This window comes from Fredinandcohnia onubensis (assembly GCF_002734285.1).
In the GTDB taxonomy this organism is placed as follows: Bacteria; Bacillota; Bacilli; order Bacillales; family Bacillaceae_L; genus Ferdinandcohnia; species Ferdinandcohnia onubensis_A.
In genome coordinates this window covers 272,756-289,962 of record NZ_NSEA01000019.1, presented here as the reverse complement: position 1 = coordinate 289,962, position 17,207 = coordinate 272,756, and the positions used below count along the sequence as shown (strand labels likewise).

The window sequence follows — 17,207 nt, the reverse complement described above, 5'->3', positions numbered from 1 at the left end:
TTGTCCGTTTTCTTGACAGAGGTACATTGGCGCCGGGATATCGGACATTGATCCAGTTTTATCGGACAAACTCTGATTATATCGGACATTCGGCACTGTTTATCGGACATAACTCTAGTTTCGGCTATTTTAAAAGCCTTCCGGTTCATCCGGAAGGCAGACTATCTAATTAGGTTTTTTCTATATCGGACAAAGTTTTGATTATATCGGACATTTCTGCCAGGATATCGGACAATGATCCAGTTTTATCAGACATAACTCGGAATATATCGGACATTCACCACTTTTTATCGGACACAACCTTAGTTTCGTCTCAACAAAAATTAAAAGCCTTCCGGTTCGCCCGGAAGGCCTGACATACTACTTATTTTTTCTCAGCTAGCCATGAAGCTACTGCGTCTTTTTCTTCACCTTTGATGATTCCACCAGGCATTGAGCCTTGACCATTTTCGATGATTCCGGCAATTTCTTCTTGGCTGTATTTAGATCCGATCTTTGTAAGGTCAGGACCTGCTCCACCACCGAAGTCTTGTCCGTGACAAGATGCACAGTTTTGTTGAGCGATTTCTTCAGCGTTAACGGTAGCTTCTCCGCCGCCGCCATTGTCACTTGCTGGTGCGTCTCCTGCATTGTCGTCCCCACCGCCACATGCAGCTAACGCGAATACAAGTGATGTTCCTAATAGAAAACTAAATAGCTTACGTTTCACAGAATTTACCCCCTGTAATAAATTTTTCCATTATACAATTTTTATTATACCCCTTTTACGCTCTTTTAAAACCCTCTCCTAATACCTCTGCAGCGTCCATAACGACGACAAAAGCAGATATATCAATGCTTCGAACCACTTGTTTCAATTTTGTGAACTCTTTTTGATCGACTACACACATGAGCATCGGTCGCTCATCGTCAGTGTAGCCCCCATATCCAGAGAGCTTGGTCACCCCTCTGTCCAGTTTGTCAAAAATCTCCTGTCGCACTTCGTCCTGACGGTTCGTAATAATGAGAGCCATTTTCGAATTACCTAGACCTACCTGTACCAAATCAATTGTTTTACTTGTAACGAAAAGTCCAATTAACGCATAGAGCCCACTCTCAATATCGAACACAATTGCCGCGGTCAAAACAATCAAACCGTCAATAAACGCTACACTTTTCCCAAGGGAGATTCCTGTAAACTTATGAACAATCTGAGCGGCGAGGTCTGTCCCACCTGTCGACGCATTGCCTCGGAAAGTAATACCGAGTCCCAAACCTACTCCAATTCCTCCGAATAAAGCACCCAGTAATGGATCCAACGTTGCGGGTTCCATATTTCTAGAAAGATAAACAACAAATGGTAAAAAAAGAGTGCCAATTAACGTCCGAGCACCATACATCTTTCCTAGAAAAATGATCCCTGCAATGAATAATGGGATATTAAATGCCCACTGCACATAGGCTGCTTCCCAACCGAAAAGGGAGTTCAGGATGGTACTAATCCCGCTCACACCACCAGATGCAACCTTGTTCGGCAGTAGAAACAAATTAAACGATAGAGCCACCGTGGCCGAACCTAGTAGTATGTATATGAATTCCTTTACCTTTTGAAGTGTTGGATGAACTTCGTGCTGACGTCTTCTTCTATTCATGAAACTACCCCCGTATACAATCCTAGCAACTAGCACCGTTCAAATGACAAATGCTACTTGTCTTGCGTAATTGCGCCCAAATAACCTTTGGAAGTATAACACGGCTTCAAAAGCAAGTAAACGCCAGCAAAATAACGTGGTAAAGCAACAAAATATACATCTACATCATTAGTTTGTAACGATAAATAAATTATTATTACAAAATAATATTTCAATTCAACTAGTGGCTGGAAATTTTACGAAATGTCCAAATATCCGAGACTGTTCGTCCTGTGTATTTGTCTTCAATAACCGCATACCACGAGTACGAACGGTCACTTTCTAACCCCGTCCACAAGACCTTTGCGGTTTTGCCGCTTTTGGCCTTATCGGTTCCGATTACCCGATTTGTATAAACATTGACCGTAAAGTAATCGGTTGCGACCCGCTTCGTCACCGGTGCTAAATCCATCTCAATTACAAATTGGTCTTTCTGCGGATAAATATCTAAGTCGTAAAAATTGTAGTCGTCCATGTAAGGTGAGTACGTTTTAACCAAAATCCGATTGTTATCTTGGTCAAAATGCAGGAGCCTCATATAACCTTGGCCACCTTCTGGCCCAGCTTGATAATCGGCCAACATTTGCGTAACGGTGCGATCTGGATCGCCATCACCATCATCATCAATTTCATCGACATAGGTTTGTGCCTCATGATAATGACCGCTCAATACCGCAATGACATTTTTGTTTGGGACGACAATCTCATTATAGAGCCTATCTCCCATCGGATGCCTCGTACCTGTCGCAAGCAAATATTCATGAAAGTTTAAAATCGCTTTGCGATCCGGATAGGCTGCAAGCACCTTATTTACCCAGTCAATGCCTTCATCCGTTACATCCCAGCCTAGGTATACCATGATAAAATCATTGCCGCCCGCTGAGATTAAATCGTAATGTCCACGGTTATTTCGGTACGAATCACCATAATAAGGTTTATTTTTAAAACGATCCTCTCCGAAATACCGATAGAACTCGGAATAATCATTATTCACCTGGTCAACGTCATGGTTTCCGGCTAACACTCCATACGGAATATTGTTGTCATCCAACACCTTCATATACTTATCCGCATTTCGCCACTGTTTCTTCTTCCTCGATTGATTGACCAAATCACCGGTATGAAACACATACTTGATGTTGAGCTTTTTCTTCATTTTTGCAATCCATTCCGTTTGTTCCTTGAAAATCTCCGGATAGCTCTCAGAGTAAAATTGGGTGTCGGACATCCAGACGAAGGTGTAATCAAATTCTTCTACAATTTCGTCTTGAATCAGGACATTGACTTTCGAATCGCGGACATAATCACGTACCGCCACATCAGATGCCAACGTAAAATCCTTAGAGCCTGCTATTTTAAAATCAAGCAAAACCCATTTGCCCTCATTGTGATTCCATGCGTACATTGAAACCTTTCGACCTTCAAGCGAATTCCCTTTCCATAAAAGCTCAACCCTGTCATTGTCACCGAGAGACTCATCAACCGTGACATCAAAACGGTGATACGGGAATTTCGTGTCAGAATCAGTAACTAAATAGCGGCCATCTGCTTTTGAAACGAGCGAGATATCTTCTGGTGTGAAAGCCTCCTCTCCTTTTGGAACCATCTTATTTGGGGGCTCAAACTCAGTCGCATTTTTAAATCCTTTTACACTCGAATTTACGTCATGCTTGTAGGCTTCATAAAAGGTAACATCGAGCTTATCCTTTGTCGGATCCTTCACCTTCACTTGTAAAAGTGGATCTCCATCAATCTTACCCTTCGGTGAAATACGCTCTGGTTTTTTCGGGTTTTCATTCACAACTTTAAAATAGAAAACATCTTTTGTTTCATTTCCTACTTTGTCAATCGCATGTACCTTGAGTTTGTGTTTTCCTGGTTTAAGCGTTGCGGACGCTGTTTCAAACGGAACCTCGATTTCCTCTCCATCTAAGGTTACCGTCTTTTTTTCAACACCAGTTAGCTTATCCTTCGCGTCCACATCAATTGTAAAAGCACCTTTGTATGGTTTCTTTTTCAGATTTGTTTTGATCGTTGGAGCCCTATTATCAACTAAAACTTGTGAACTAACCTTTTTATCACCAGCCTGAACTGTGACCAAATGTTTTTTGTCGTGCACCTCAGTTGTGTTCCATTTATAGGTGAGCGAACGTGCCTCTTTTTCCGTAATCGTAAAGGTAAAATCGGCATGCTTACGCTGATCACCCATGTTCAAGATGCGACTTGGGTCGCTATAAATCGGATCCTTAATCACAGTTCCATCGCCAAGGATGAGACGAACGTTCCGCAATTGAAAGTCATCGCGATTTTCCCTCGACCAAAGTTCAAACGGTGAAGCCTTGTTTCCGGAACGAATCGTAATCGTTGTATTGCCAACAGGAAGTCGTTCCGGCTCAATCGGAATCGTGAATGTCTTCCATTCTGTTAGCCAATCCTGGTCCATTACATGTAAAACTTCCTTGCCCATCGTGACAGCATTTTGAAAATACGTATTCAAACCATTTACCTCAAACGCAAAATAGGCGGTGTGTTCAAGTGAACGATAGACGCCCTCTTGAACCTCGTTTCCGTCAATCATCAGCTTCAATGGCGTGTTTTCTTCTGAAGTAGCCTTGATTATTTTTTCTCCACGAATCATTTCTTCATTTTTTAAATTTAGTCTTAGACTTGAGTGGTTCAGTTCATTCTTTATGTTTATCCGATATGTTTCACTTTTTACCTCATTGCTTCCATCGGATACCACATAGTAATACTCGATATACTCGCGTCCAATTAATGCTGGTGCATGGATGGTGTGATGAAAAAGTAAATCATCGTAATTCTCTTGTAACATGACTTCATTGAAGTCGTCACTTTGGTCGATTTTATAATGCAACTTAACAGATTTAACTGTTTGGTCGTCTGTTGCATTTGCAACGAGTTCCAGATTGTCTTTTTGATTGACTTCAGAAGCTAATGTTAAATCCTCAGTAGTTGGTGGGACAATATCTTTTTCTATATGAACGGGCTTTTTAGGTACTTGATAGCTCTCCACCTTGCCAGGGGTCGCATCCTTTGTACCGATTCTTTTAGAGACCGTCGATTTGTTGGTTGGATATCGGTAGATAATTGCCTGATCAACTTCCGTCTTGTTATAGTAAGCAACGGAAATTTCGCGATGCGTATTCGTTCCAATCACGACACCGCGCATGCTTTTGTTTGCCATACCGCCACTGTGAACCCGCACAATATCCTGATTTTCCTTCAAGTTGGTTCCATAGTGCGCATTAAAATCCTCCACCGTCTGCTCGCTATTTTCACTATTTACGATCCATAGCACAAGCGTTTTGCGGGCTGGAATGACCACATTTTCTTTTACAGAAGGCCACATCACATCTGTTCGGCGATTTTTTCCGTATCGATAGTAAAGCTTATAATCCTTGAAGTTGATTGCTTTGTTGCTGTTATTGTAGATTTCTACAAACTCAAATCCATCAGCACTGCCCACATTCGTTGAGTCGGGAAGAACCTCCGTCACAAGCAGCTGAGGCATTTTTGTAAAATCAATTTCTTTTTGAACAACTTGGATTGTGTTCTCGTCCGTTTTTTCCGTATTGGTCCCATCGCTCGCCTCGATATAATAAGTGATTTCATCATATACGTGGAAGCCTGGGATTTCGCCAATGTATGTATCCTCATTCAATTTCATCGGGATTGTTTTAAAGTCATCTGAGTCACCCGTTTTATAAAAAAGCGTCACATGATGAATGACCGTGTCATCCGTTACACCAGCCTTAATTTTGATGGGTAAAAGTGGCTCACTTGTTGTTTTCGGTTTGTGTGTGATGACCGGAGCATTTGTGTCCCGTTGTGCAACTACCATATCTGGGCTTACTGTAGTTGTTAAAAGTAGAATAAATAGAACAGCTATTTTCAACACGTGTTGCCAAAAAGTCATACAGCATACCCTCCAGAATTATTTTCCAACCTTAGTTTGCCAATTGCTTATAAAATGATGTACAAACAAGTGTGAAATAAGCAAAAAGGACTAGTTCTGGAGATAAAAAAAAGACGACTTATGAAAGTCATCTTAAGTGCCGTTGTTACTCTCGTCCCCATGATTCCTGTCGGTGGGGGTACGGTTGGGTCTTTTAATTTTAAATAACACCGCATGCAGTGAAAAAACAGGCATCCGCAAAATGCGAATGCCTACATTTTTGTTACATATCTTTCTCGTCTTTTCTGCGGATGATGGTTCTGCGGAGAGCGACAGCACCTGCTGCTGCAATACCGACAATACCTACCATTGCGCCCGCGAATAATGGTTTGTTTTCATAGAACTTTACGAGTACGCTTTTTTCAACGATTTCGAATTCTACTACTTCGTTCATTTCATTACCCGCTTCGTCTTCGGCTAATACTTCTACCTTGTATTTGTTGATATCAGAAAGTGTTACGGAAATAACTTTTGTTCCGTTTACATCTTTTACCTCACCATTGAAAAGTTCCCCATTAATCATGACAGACTTGAGTGTATCACTAGGATTATCAAGGCTGATTGAGAGTGTTACAGGGTCCCGATATGTTTCGTTTTTCTTAACTCCATCGACAACGACTTTCGGAGGAGTTTTATCAATAATAAACTCAACACTTAGCTGTTGGATATTTCCTGCTTTGTCCTTCACCTCAAAGAAGAGCACGTGCTTTCCTTCTTCCTCAATTGGGTCACCAAAATTATAAGGCTGACCGTTCAAGGTTTGTGAGATGATGTCATAAGCATTTAAATCCTCAATTAGCAATTCAGGAAGTAAGCTTTCCTTGAAATACCCTTCAGAAATAGCTTCTTTAAACTTAATAACTGGTGCTGTTTTATCAATCGTAAACACTATTGTTCGGGATGAAACATTGTTAGCTAAGTCATAAATCTCAGCTTTTAAAATGTAATCTCCCTCTTCACTTAGCTGCACCCCATTTACAAACGGGCGGCCATTTAATGTTACACTTGAACGACTTGAATCAAGGTAACGATCCGAATAAGTCACAGTTGGCATTTGATTGTTATTAAAGAATCCATCAATAACACCTGTGATATTCAAGTTCGGCTTTGTCGTATCAAGAATAAAATTAATATCAATTGTTGACTCGTTTCCTGCTTTATCTCGTGCAAGAACACTGAAATCGTACTTCATTTCCAATGTAGCCGTTGGAATTCGACCTGTTACATTTGAACCATTCATGGTTACTGAAACAATGGTGTCCTCACCTTGGTCTAGCGCAAATTCAGGTGTGAATACTTCATTAATATATTCGCCATTCTTGATTACACGGCTTTGACCTTTAAATTTCGGTGTGATGACTGGTGCTGTTTTATCAATTGTAAAAGCAATCTGTCTGCTGAATTGGTTACCCGCTTTGTCAATCGCTTCTACGTTGATCGCATAGTCACCTTCCTGGCTAAAGTTGTGGCTAAGTCGAGCAGTTTGATTGGCTACTCCAAATCCTCCAGCGTTATAGCCTCTACCATTTCGTGTCACGGTGATGCGGTTCACATCTAAGTTCACATCACGAATTTCCACACTCACTGGCTTATCGACATTATAGTGTGCTGCATTTTCAACACCTGTAATTTCGATTGCTGGCTTTGTCGTGTCAATTGTGAATGTCTTGTTCGCTGTTATTGGACCATTGCCTGCTTTATCTTCAGCGCTAATTGCAATGGTGTACAAGCCATCATCGTTAAAATTGTAGCCTAAGCTTGAAAGCTTGTTGTTGTTTTTCCAAGTTCCAATATTAAATACCTTGCCATCCTTTGTTACAGAAAGCACAACATAATTTGTTCCAAAGTTCAGTTCATCAACAGAAACAGTTACTCGCTTGCCAGTTGGATTGAAGGACTGGTGGTCGACACCGTCAATTTTGACAACTGGGTTTGTTTTGTCGATGATGAATGCAATCTCCTCATGCGTTGTTTTGTTACCTGATTTATCCGTTGCATTGAAGTAAAGCACATAGCTGCCTTCTTCTGCAAAATTGTGTTGTAAACTCGCTTTTGTTCTAGATTGTTGTAGTGCTGGAATCTCATATGCCTTGCCGTTCTTCGTTACGCGTAATGAAGTTTGATCAATGTTCGCGTCAGTTACTTCGAACGTAACTGGTTTAGTAACATTGTAGTTCGTCATATGCTCGACACCTGTGATTTTTAGGCTCGGGAAGCTCTCATCTACCGTGAACTTCACTTCTTTTGCGTCCGCAACGTTTCCAGCTGCATCCTTCGAAGACACCTTAATCACATAGTCGCCATCATCGTTAAACGGAATCACAAGACTTGATTCAACGCCTTGGTTTTTCCACTCGTACGGCTTATTGTTGACTTTTACTTCTACTTCGTTGTTTGCAAAGTTCAGCTCGTTAACCTTAATCGTAGCTTTTTGCTTTTTATCGTAAAATGTTCCGTCTTTTACATCTTCAATTGTGATAACTGGTTTTACGTTATCCACTGTAAATTTGTGTTTTTTCTCCGTTGCTTTGTTACCTGCAAAGTCTTCAGAACGAACTGTTACTTCATATTCTCCGTCCTCTGGGAAGCTTTGCTTGAACCGATAACCAGTTGCTGTTTCTTTCCACTCGGCATCCTTAACCGATTTGCCATTTACAAGGACTTCATTTTTACTTTGGTCAAAATGTAGATCATTGATGTCTACGATTAACTCATTATCACCTTGGACAAATCCATCGTTCGGGATGTTCCCACTGATTTGGATTTCAGGTGAGGTGCGGTCAATTGTAAAGCCAAGATCCTTTGTGCTTTCAGCGCCAAAGTAGTCTTTCGCTTTTACTTGAGCTGAATAAACACCTTCATCTTCAAGTTCAACAGTTAGTTCTTGAGTGATTAACCAGATCATTTTCTTTATCCAACCATCTGTAGGAATTTCGATGGTTTTATCTCCGTTTTTCACTGTGATTTCTGGAACAAACGGTGTGTAGTCATCGACAGTAACAGTTAGATTCACTTTTTCATCATTAAAATACGTACCATCTTTAATCGAGTATTTAATCGCAGGTCCTGTTTTATCGACCGTAAATTTAATGTATTTAGTAGTATCGTTTCCTGCTTTATCCGTTGAAACGACTTGAAGCTCGTAAACCCCTTCTTCAGTGAAGGTGTGTTTGGTTGTTGCCATTTTGCCTTCAAGCACAAGTGGGTCAATCTCATATGACTCTCCGTTGTACTTAACCGTTGTATTTGACTCACCCATATTCAGATCAGTTACTGTGATTGTAACTTCACGATCATCGTTGTATCTGCCATCTTCACCGATGTTTGTTACAACAATCTCAGGCTTGATTTTATCGATTGTAAAACGGATTTCTTTTTCTGCTGATATATTTCCTGCTTCATCAGTTGATTTTAGTTTTACAACATAAACGCCATCGCCAGTAAAGGTGTGCTCTGCCTCAGCGTATCGGTTCCTTTGTTTCTTGAATTTGATTCCATCCGTCGGATAAACTTTGTCATCCTTCGTAATCGTCAGTTCAATGTTGTCTAGGTCGATATGCGAATCCTCAACGGTAAACTTGACTTCTTTGTCTGTATTTGCAAACTCATTTTCATTTACACCCGTGATGTCAACCTCTGGCTTTGAGTTGTCAATTACAAATGTAATCGTTGAAAAATCAGCTTTGTTTCCAGCTTTATCAAAGTATTCTACATTAATCTCATAGATTCCTTCATCTTTAAAGCTATGTGTCTCATGTGCCTTTTTACCTTTAAACGTTTCTGATTTACCATCCTTTTTTACTGTTAAAATGGTGCTGCTATCATCTTTGTTTGTGTCTTTTCCAACAATTTCCACATCTACTTGGCGGTTGTACTTTTTATTATTCTCAGCACCAGTAAGTGAAACGGTTGGCTTCGTTTTGTCGAGTGTGAATGTTTTTGTGACTTTGGCTGCAGCATTTTCGAATTGGTCTGTTGCATTTAACTCGATTGTGTATTTGCCTTCTTTTTTAAACGTATGACTTGCTTCAGCTACTGTACCGTTCTGTTCGAATTTGATTTCTTCTGTGTAGTCGGCATCGTTGTGCTTTACGACAAGAGTTGTTTTCGCCAAATCAAGTGTTAAGTCTTTTACTGAAAAATGAACGTTTTGATCCTCAGGATAATACTTCCCATTTTCAACTCCAGAAATCTCTAACTCTGGCTTCTGGGTATCAATTGTAAAATTGAGTGCTGGGTTTTTCGTTTCATTCCCAGCTTTATCAAACACACTTAGTTCAACAACGTATACCCCATCTGTTAAGTTGCGTTTTTCAAGAGCATCTTTTCCAGTGAAGGTTTCGGCTTTTCCGTTTTTCGTAACTTTTAAAACCGATTGGTTTTCGTCTAAGTGTGTGTCAGTTGCAAAAATAACTAAATCCTTTGATTCTGTATATTTACCACCATTTTCAACACCACTAATGGTTAGTTCAGGTGGTGTCCTGTCGATGATAAAGTTTTCATAAGTCCCAAACTCTCTCGGTTTCCATGAATCAGTTATGTTTGCACTAAAAGTATACGATCCTTCTTCTGTTAAAGTGTAAGTTGCTTGCTTTGAAAAGATTGTGTTTTTTATTTCCATATCAGCAGTCTGTTGCTCGCCGCCATCCTTCGTGTAGGTGAGCTTTGCTGACTCGATAAAGAGCGGATTAGTAATCACAATATTAATGCCATCTTTATAAAAATTGTTATCCGTTTTATTTTCAATGGATAATTCAGCGGTCTTACTAACATTGGCAAATGAGATTGACTTGCTGTCACTTACGTTTCCAGCCTTATCCTTTGCAGTTACTGTTACTTCATATTTACCAACTTGGTCAAATGATAAAGTAGCTTTTTTTCCATCCCACTCCATTGGAGGTGTTTGGAAATCCGAACCATCTTTTTTAACCTTGATATCTACTTTATCTTGTGCAAAGTTTTCTTCCTTTACATCAATTTGAAGGTTGACTGTATGCTCAAAAAATCCGCCCTCATACGCACCTGATAGATTAACAATTGGTGCCGCAGTGTCTTTTATTACACTAAAAGTTGATGGGCTCGGTGGTTCAATTACCCAGGTGTTCTTTTCAAAGTTGATTTCCACCGGGATTTCACCATCTTTTTTAACACCAGAGATGGTTACCTCATATAGACCTGTGAAACCGCCATCTGTGATTGGCGTTATGATTGTTTTACCAGGTCCTTTAACATCTGTAGTCACGTTAAAAGGCTCATTATTAGGTTCAATAGGCGTCGTTGTTTCACCAGAATCTTCTACCTCAGGCGTTTCAGCTCCTTCGGGATTTTCTGGCTCTTCAGGTGTTTCTTGTGACTTCAAGTAATTCTCATAGTCCTCACTTAAATCAACCTGGAACTGAAGGGTATCTCCATTTGTGTACCACTCATTTGAGAAATTTTTCCCAATTTCCCATTGTTCATTGTTATATTTTATATACTGTTTTGTTTCAACCTGGGATGATACGTTCAGGCTAAAGAATACCACCGAAAGCACCAAAACAAATGCGATCGGTAACCAAAGTACCGATTTGTTTTTTCGGTAGCTTTTTGTAATCATTGCTATCACTTTACTACGCTCCTTTTATTATCAAATGCGCCTTGGCGTATTTGCGCCCGATTTTTTTCGAGCTTGATCGAAAAACTTCCTTTGAAAAATCGTGGCATCCGCCGGGGCATTAACTTTACTCAGCCAGGGTTGAACCCCAGCAGTAGTGTTTACCCCTTTACATTCATCCCCTTATTGAAGAAGCAGGGGACTTCTGCTGAGTAAAGTTAATCACATTATTTGTATGGACGATCATGACATCGACTTCGATTTGGAAGTCGGATTCTTCTTCTTTTTCAGTAAGGATTGCGGTTTCGCCATCACCTTCAAGGAGAATCGATGTTTCGTCATCCCCGACTAGCAATGTCGTCTCATCGTCGTCCTGTAATAGGGCCGTCTCCTCATATAAAAGTGAGGTCTCCTCCAGTAATGAAGTTTCTCGGTCAGTATTGTTTTCTACCAACAATTCCGTCGGTGCTTGTGAACTTTCCACAAGTAAAGAGGTTGGCTCCAGTCCCTGGCTCATGAGGGCTGTGTCCTCAACTGATGCTGCAACTGGATCTTCTTTTTTCCGAAGCTTGATTTCACTTGTTGTTCGCTTCGTTTCCTGAGCCTCAAGGGAAACGCGGTTGTTTGTCTTCTTTTTCATAAATCGGTTTCCCGTAATGTCCGCAAATACTTGAGAGATTTGTAGTTTCATATAGACGATGATCGAGATAATGAGCGTAATCACTGCTCCCGCCAATCCCCCGTAAAACATGATTTGGTATTCCAATTGAGAGCCCCCTTTCATTCGAAATGCGCAAGTTTGAGACATGTGGACAGGTGCATTGTCCCACTATCTGATATTTAGATTACTCATGCGTCTGGATAGCTTTTTGTAGGCTTCGTTGTCTTTAGCTCCTTCAAGCTTTCCTGCTTTGTCAAAGACTTCTTTTGCCTTGTTGTAGTTGCGCTGGTCTTCTTGCTTTCCTTGCTCAATGTCTAGCAAGAGATTGCCAAGCTTCACGTACGCATTCAGGCTTTTCGGATATTCCTTAATCGTTCTTTCAAATTGCTCAACCGCTTGGGAATGCTCACCCATCTCCTGATAAATCACACCGATATTGTTCATTACCTCTTCCTTATTCGCTACATTCAAATCAAGAAGACTGTTGTAGTGCTGTGTCGCCTGCTCAAAATCGTCTCGTGCTGCTACTTTATCCTCGGAGTTCACGCCTCTTGAGTAAAAGGCTTGCGCAAGCTTTTGCTCGAACTCAATCTCGTATTTTAACTGTAGTTGCTCATCTGGAGCTAACTCGAGAACCCTCTGCGCTTTCTGAACAACCGTGATCGCCTTCGTATTGGCATCCGCAATTTGACCTTTATAAGAAATGTAGATGTTCGCGAGCGAATTATAGTTATCTACCTTTTTCACGTTGTTCGGTAGATTGTCATTGAACGATTCAAACTCTAAGAGATTAGTAGAAAACTGGTCATAATCAATGTTCATGCCGCCTAATGTTGTCGCAAGCGTGATATAGTAACTCGCATCCGGAATGTCTTTTTCATTCACCTGTTTAAAATACTTCAGTGCAACAGGGTAATCACGTTTCCGGTCAAAATACGTCATCCCCAATTTAAAAAGAACCTCACTGTTTTTATGGATGTTGCCGTATTCGTCATTCACATAAGCCTCAATTTTCGAAAGACCTGTGTCCACTTCATTTCGGTTAATGTAAACATCAAGCAGATTGATATAAGCAGAAGCACGTCCCTTGTCGACTTTAATTGCTTGCTCAAGAAGCTTGATTGCCTCAGTATCATTGCCCTCGATTAACGAAATACTAGATTCATTGACAAGCCCCATATAATCCTGGAACTGTTCATTTTGCATCCCTTGATAACCGAGGACTGACGTCGTTGAAAAACCAAGGCATAATACGGCTGGAACCAAAAAGAGATAGAGCCGCTTCATCATTTTTTTCCGGTAGCCTGCCGTGAGTTTGTTGATATTTTCAAGATCGTATAGAAGCTCCTCACTGGTTTGGTAGCGATTTTCCGGTTCCGCCTGGGTACATTTTAAAATGATATGCTCAAGGCCCTCTGGTAAGGTTGGATCCCACTGGCGAATCGGCCTTACCTCATACGGCGGGTCTGCTAGACTTTTACCAGTTATGAGTTGATACAGGGTTAAACCTAGGCTGTATATGTCCGTTCTGGCGTCTGTTCGCTTACCGGACAGCTGCTCAGGTGCCGCATAGGTTTTCGTTCCGAGATTAGTCGTGTCGGTCAGGCTCTCATCCTTAAATTCACGCGCGATCCCGAAGTCTATCAGTTTGATTTTTCCTTCTGGTGTAAGCATGATATTGTCCGGCTTCATGTCTCGGTAAATAATCGGATGCGGCTTTCTCGTATGTAAATAATGGAGAACCTCTGCGAGCTGCTTTGCCCAATTAATCACAAGCTTCGCCGAGATAACTTTTTCCCGCTTCAGCTTTTGCTTGAGCGACTCGCCCTCGACATAGTCCATGACCACATAAATGTCACCCTCAGATTCAATGATGTCGTAAATCTTTGGAAGTGAACCGTGATCAAGTTTTTTCAGCATGTTCGCCTCGACAACTAGACTATTAATGAGGAGCTCGTTATTACTGTTGTCGCGCTTACGAATATCCTTGACGACCAAAGACTTGTTTAGTCGGTTGTCCATCGCCAAATAGACAATACTCATTCCACCGCGCCCGATTTCCTTCAATATTTCGTATCTGTCATCTATAAAACTTCCGATTTTAATCAACGTAATTCCTCCTATGAATGGCCGCGACCATTCACACTACATGCGCAAGAACGATTGAGATGTTGTCGACCTCTTTTCGTTCTTTCACCGCATCGACGAGTTTAATCGCCTTGTATTTTAATTGTTTTTCATTTAAAAATTGATTCGGTCGGAGCTCCTCAAGAATCTCCGTATCCGTGATTTTATGATAAAATCCATCCGTACAAAGTAAGAACACGGTTCCCGGTTCTGTCTCGCCAGTCAGAATCACAACATCTAGCTCCCTTGTTGCACCAACACATTGTAAAAGGACATTGCGCCGCGGGTCCTTCAAGGCTTGCTCAGGTGTAATGTTTCCGCGTTCCACTTCACGTTCCACCAAGGTTTGGTCCTTTGTCAGCCTTGTCACTTGCTGCTGAATTTGATAAGCGCGGCTGTCCCCGATATGTACGATATAATAACGCGAATGAATAATGAGGAGTGCTGTCACCGTTGTTCCGACCTGGGTGTTTGTTTCGTCCCCATATTCTAAGATTTTGTCATTTTGCTCAGTAATACAGGCTTCGAGCGCTTGGCGGATGTCTGCATCCTGTTGGTCAGAATGAAGGAGTTCTGGAAGCTCCTGTTCGAACCAGTCCGAGAGCCCTCGAACTACTGTTGCACTGGCGAGTTCCCCGTGGTCGAGTCCGCCCATTCCGTCACACACAACGAACATCCCCACATATCCATTCGGCGTTTTTGCCGTCTTGACGAGCAATGCATCTTGGTTTGTTTTCTTTTTAATTCCCACATCTGTGTGGTAAGCATGTATGAACGACACTTATTTCACCTCAATTATTTGGATTCAGCAGTGCTTGCCGAGTCCCATTCCCCTTTTTTAAAAAAGCCTAAATATGAATTCCTCGTTCGCAAGCTTGATTTTGTCTTCGTGTTTGATTTTCACCTTATTTTTAGGGATGAGCTTAACGCCATTTACATAGCTTCCGTTTCGCGATTCTTGGTCGACGATATAATATTCCCCGTTTTCGGTAATCAACTCCGCGTGGACACGCCCAATGACTTTATTGTTGGATGTATAATCAGTAACTCCTGGATCACGGCCAATTTTAAACACTCGCTTGGAAAGGATGATTTTTTCCTGAGTAGACGTTAGTAGGAATGGCTGCTGCTGTTGGAAGCCTGTGCCCACCCCCAGCGCCGTTGTTCCTTCTTCCTCTTCCGGCTCTTTATACGCGGTGAGGACAGTTGTACCCTCTTCTTCCTCAGGCTCATCCGTATCAAACGAAATCGGACTTCCCACGTTTGGCTTGATGTTGATGGATGTTCCACCTGATAGGAGTGGATTTCCTTCGCCAAGCTCAGTGCGGGTGATTCGCTTGTACTGAACCTCTTCCTCGATTTCGAGCTTTTGTTTTGTCTTTTTATCAACCTTTTTACTGCTATATTCTGATGTAATCACGCCGTTTTCTTCGGATGCCTTGATTTCACTGCTAGGACTATAATAGTTCGGTGTTTTAGGTTCTTCGTCCTGAATCGGCAGCTTTCTGAAACTCTGAGGTGAAGTTGGTTTATTCAAGAGCAACTCATTCAGTTTTTGTTGAAGTGCATATAAATTGATTTCCTCTGATGTCGCGAAATAATTATGTAGCTTCACAAAAAAAGCAAGGTCATCATTTTCATCATAGGAGTGGGAGTGTAAGAAACTGGTGAAGTATTCCCGGATTGATACCTTTTCAAAAATATTATTTTTAATCGGCATGTACAGTAGAATTAATCTGTTTGAAAAATTATCAATAAAGATGTAGTTCTCATCAAAAACAAAGTTGTTCACATTTAACCCAAGTCGCTCGGATTCAATTAATGTTTCGATGATGTTTGAAAAATAGCTATGGAGCTGGTCCTTTGTAAGTGAATTCGTTGTCTGTTGACTAAGAGTCACTTCAGATACTAAGTCATAGCGGAAATACGCCTCATCTTCCTTGTTAATCACAACACATGGCAAAAGGCCAGGAACCTTGTTGTTTTTAAGCTTATCAGCTTCTGTAAAATCAACACGAATCGCAGGTGGCACCTTGTAAAATATGAACTTCGAAACACCGTAATTTTCAATATGTAAATCAACATGTTTAATCATTTTCTTGCACTCCCATTGTTTTTCAGATGCGCCATTTGCGTATTTGCGCCCAGATTTTTTTCACGCCATTACTGAAGAAAGTTGGTGAGGACAACCGGCGAGGCCAATTGCCCTCCTCATGGATTATTTAAATGCGCTAGCGTTATTGTTGATTGCAGTTTCTGCAGCGTTGTAGTTTGTAACTGTGTTATCTAGGAATTTCGCATAGCTATCAATAACTTGGCGATACTCCTCAAAACGTGGAGCCAACGCATTGAAGTTTCCGCGAATTGTATTAGAAGCATCAGAGTTCCATGTAGCAGATAAGCCATTCATTTCCTTCTTAATGTCTTCTAGTGCAGTTGCAAGCTGTTGGTTTAAGTTACGGATTTGCCCAGCGGTTTTACTAACCTCGCCAAGGGAAATCTTGATTCCATCAACTGACATCTTGCCACCTCCTTTTTAGTAGTTTTATAGGTACCTGAGATTAGTTAGTTAAGCGACGAGCTTGGTTCACTACCTCGCTTTGTGTTTCACGGTATGTTTTTGCGCTAAGTTTCAAGAACTCAGAGTATTGTCTCATCAAGTTGGTCATTTTTTGGAAGTCATCCATGAAGCCCTTGATTTGAGAAACATATGCTTGGTTATCAGTACCTTGCCACGCAGCACCCATGCCTTCAACCTCTGTGTAAAGAGCTTTGTAAAGTCTCTCATAGTCAGCAGATTGTTGGTCAATTTTAGTAGCCGCAGTGTCTAATTTCGCTGGATCAACAGTAATTGAACGTGCCATTGTTTTTTCACCTCCTTTAAAGGGGATATGTATGAGTTAACTCGGTTTTGGCCGAGAGAACTTTGGATGTATTTAGTAGTGGTCTAGTAATCTATAATTCTATATAACTTAAATCCTTCTTAGGTCATTGCCGACTCTACGGTATTTGTCAGCTGCACTTTGCAAGCTTGATGCACTTTTGGTAGAGCCTATACCTTTGAATTCACGATTGAGACCATTTGAAATTTCATCGAGTTCTCTTGAGATAGTATTGATCTCATAAATAATGCTATTAATCTTTTGGCGAACATGAGGTTTCATGGGTTACCTCCTTTAC

The 17,207-nt window shown here is 41.1% G+C and carries 11 protein-coding genes; all 11 read right to left on the bottom strand.

Annotation, left to right across the window (positions count from 1 at the left end):
• Positions 1 to 364 precede the first annotated feature (364 nt).
• Positions 365 to 709: a cytochrome c551 gene (gene cccB / locus CKJ95_RS18590; RefSeq protein WP_099354920.1), complete on the bottom strand. Its 345-nt coding sequence runs from the start codon at positions 707 to 709 to the stop codon at positions 365 to 367.
• A gap of 55 nt (positions 710 to 764) precedes the next feature.
• Positions 765 to 1,631 carry a YitT family protein gene (locus CKJ95_RS18585; protein ID WP_099354919.1) on the bottom strand — a complete coding sequence of 289 codons (867 nt, stop codon included), beginning with the start codon at positions 1,629 to 1,631 and terminating at the stop codon, positions 765 to 767.
• A gap of 220 nt (positions 1,632 to 1,851) precedes the next feature.
• Complete coding sequence (locus tag CKJ95_RS18580) at positions 1,852 to 5,607, bottom strand: metallophosphoesterase (RefSeq protein ID WP_099354918.1); 3,756 nt, start codon at positions 5,605 to 5,607, stop codon at positions 1,852 to 1,854.
• A gap of 262 nt (positions 5,608 to 5,869) precedes the next feature.
• The gene (locus CKJ95_RS18575; protein ID WP_257215860.1) at positions 5,870 to 11,242 is read right to left on the bottom strand and encodes an Ig-like domain-containing protein; all 5,373 of its coding nucleotides are present in this window, start codon (positions 11,240 to 11,242) and stop codon (positions 5,870 to 5,872) included.
• A 172-nt stretch (positions 11,243 to 11,414) separates the two neighbouring features.
• Positions 11,415 to 12,005 carry a hypothetical protein gene (locus CKJ95_RS18570; protein ID WP_099354916.1) on the bottom strand — a complete coding sequence of 197 codons (591 nt, stop codon included), beginning with the start codon at positions 12,003 to 12,005 and terminating at the stop codon, positions 11,415 to 11,417.
• Between the two features lie 63 nt (positions 12,006 to 12,068).
• Positions 12,069 to 13,967: a serine/threonine-protein kinase gene (locus CKJ95_RS18565; RefSeq protein WP_257215859.1), complete on the bottom strand. Its 1,899-nt coding sequence runs from the start codon at positions 13,965 to 13,967 to the stop codon at positions 12,069 to 12,071.
• 73 nt (positions 13,968 to 14,040) lie between these two features.
• Positions 14,041 to 14,808 carry a PP2C family protein-serine/threonine phosphatase gene (locus tag CKJ95_RS18560; RefSeq protein ID WP_099354914.1) on the bottom strand — a complete coding sequence of 256 codons (768 nt, stop codon included), beginning with the start codon at positions 14,806 to 14,808 and terminating at the stop codon, positions 14,041 to 14,043.
• A gap of 57 nt (positions 14,809 to 14,865) precedes the next feature.
• On the bottom strand, positions 14,866 to 16,122 hold the full coding sequence (locus CKJ95_RS18555) for a DUF6382 domain-containing protein (protein ID WP_099354913.1): 1,257 nt from the start codon (positions 16,120 to 16,122) through the stop codon (positions 14,866 to 14,868).
• A 123-nt stretch (positions 16,123 to 16,245) separates the two neighbouring features.
• Positions 16,246 to 16,548 carry a pore-forming ESAT-6 family protein gene (locus CKJ95_RS18550; protein ID WP_099354912.1) on the bottom strand — a complete coding sequence of 101 codons (303 nt, stop codon included), beginning with the start codon at positions 16,546 to 16,548 and terminating at the stop codon, positions 16,246 to 16,248.
• A gap of 40 nt (positions 16,549 to 16,588) precedes the next feature.
• Complete coding sequence (locus CKJ95_RS18545; RefSeq protein WP_099354911.1) at positions 16,589 to 16,891, bottom strand: WXG100 family type VII secretion target; 303 nt, start codon at positions 16,889 to 16,891, stop codon at positions 16,589 to 16,591.
• 108 nt (positions 16,892 to 16,999) lie between these two features.
• The gene (locus CKJ95_RS18540; protein ID WP_099354910.1) at positions 17,000 to 17,191 is read right to left on the bottom strand and encodes a hypothetical protein; all 192 of its coding nucleotides are present in this window, start codon (positions 17,189 to 17,191) and stop codon (positions 17,000 to 17,002) included.
• Between the last annotated feature and the right edge of the window lie 16 nt (positions 17,192 to 17,207).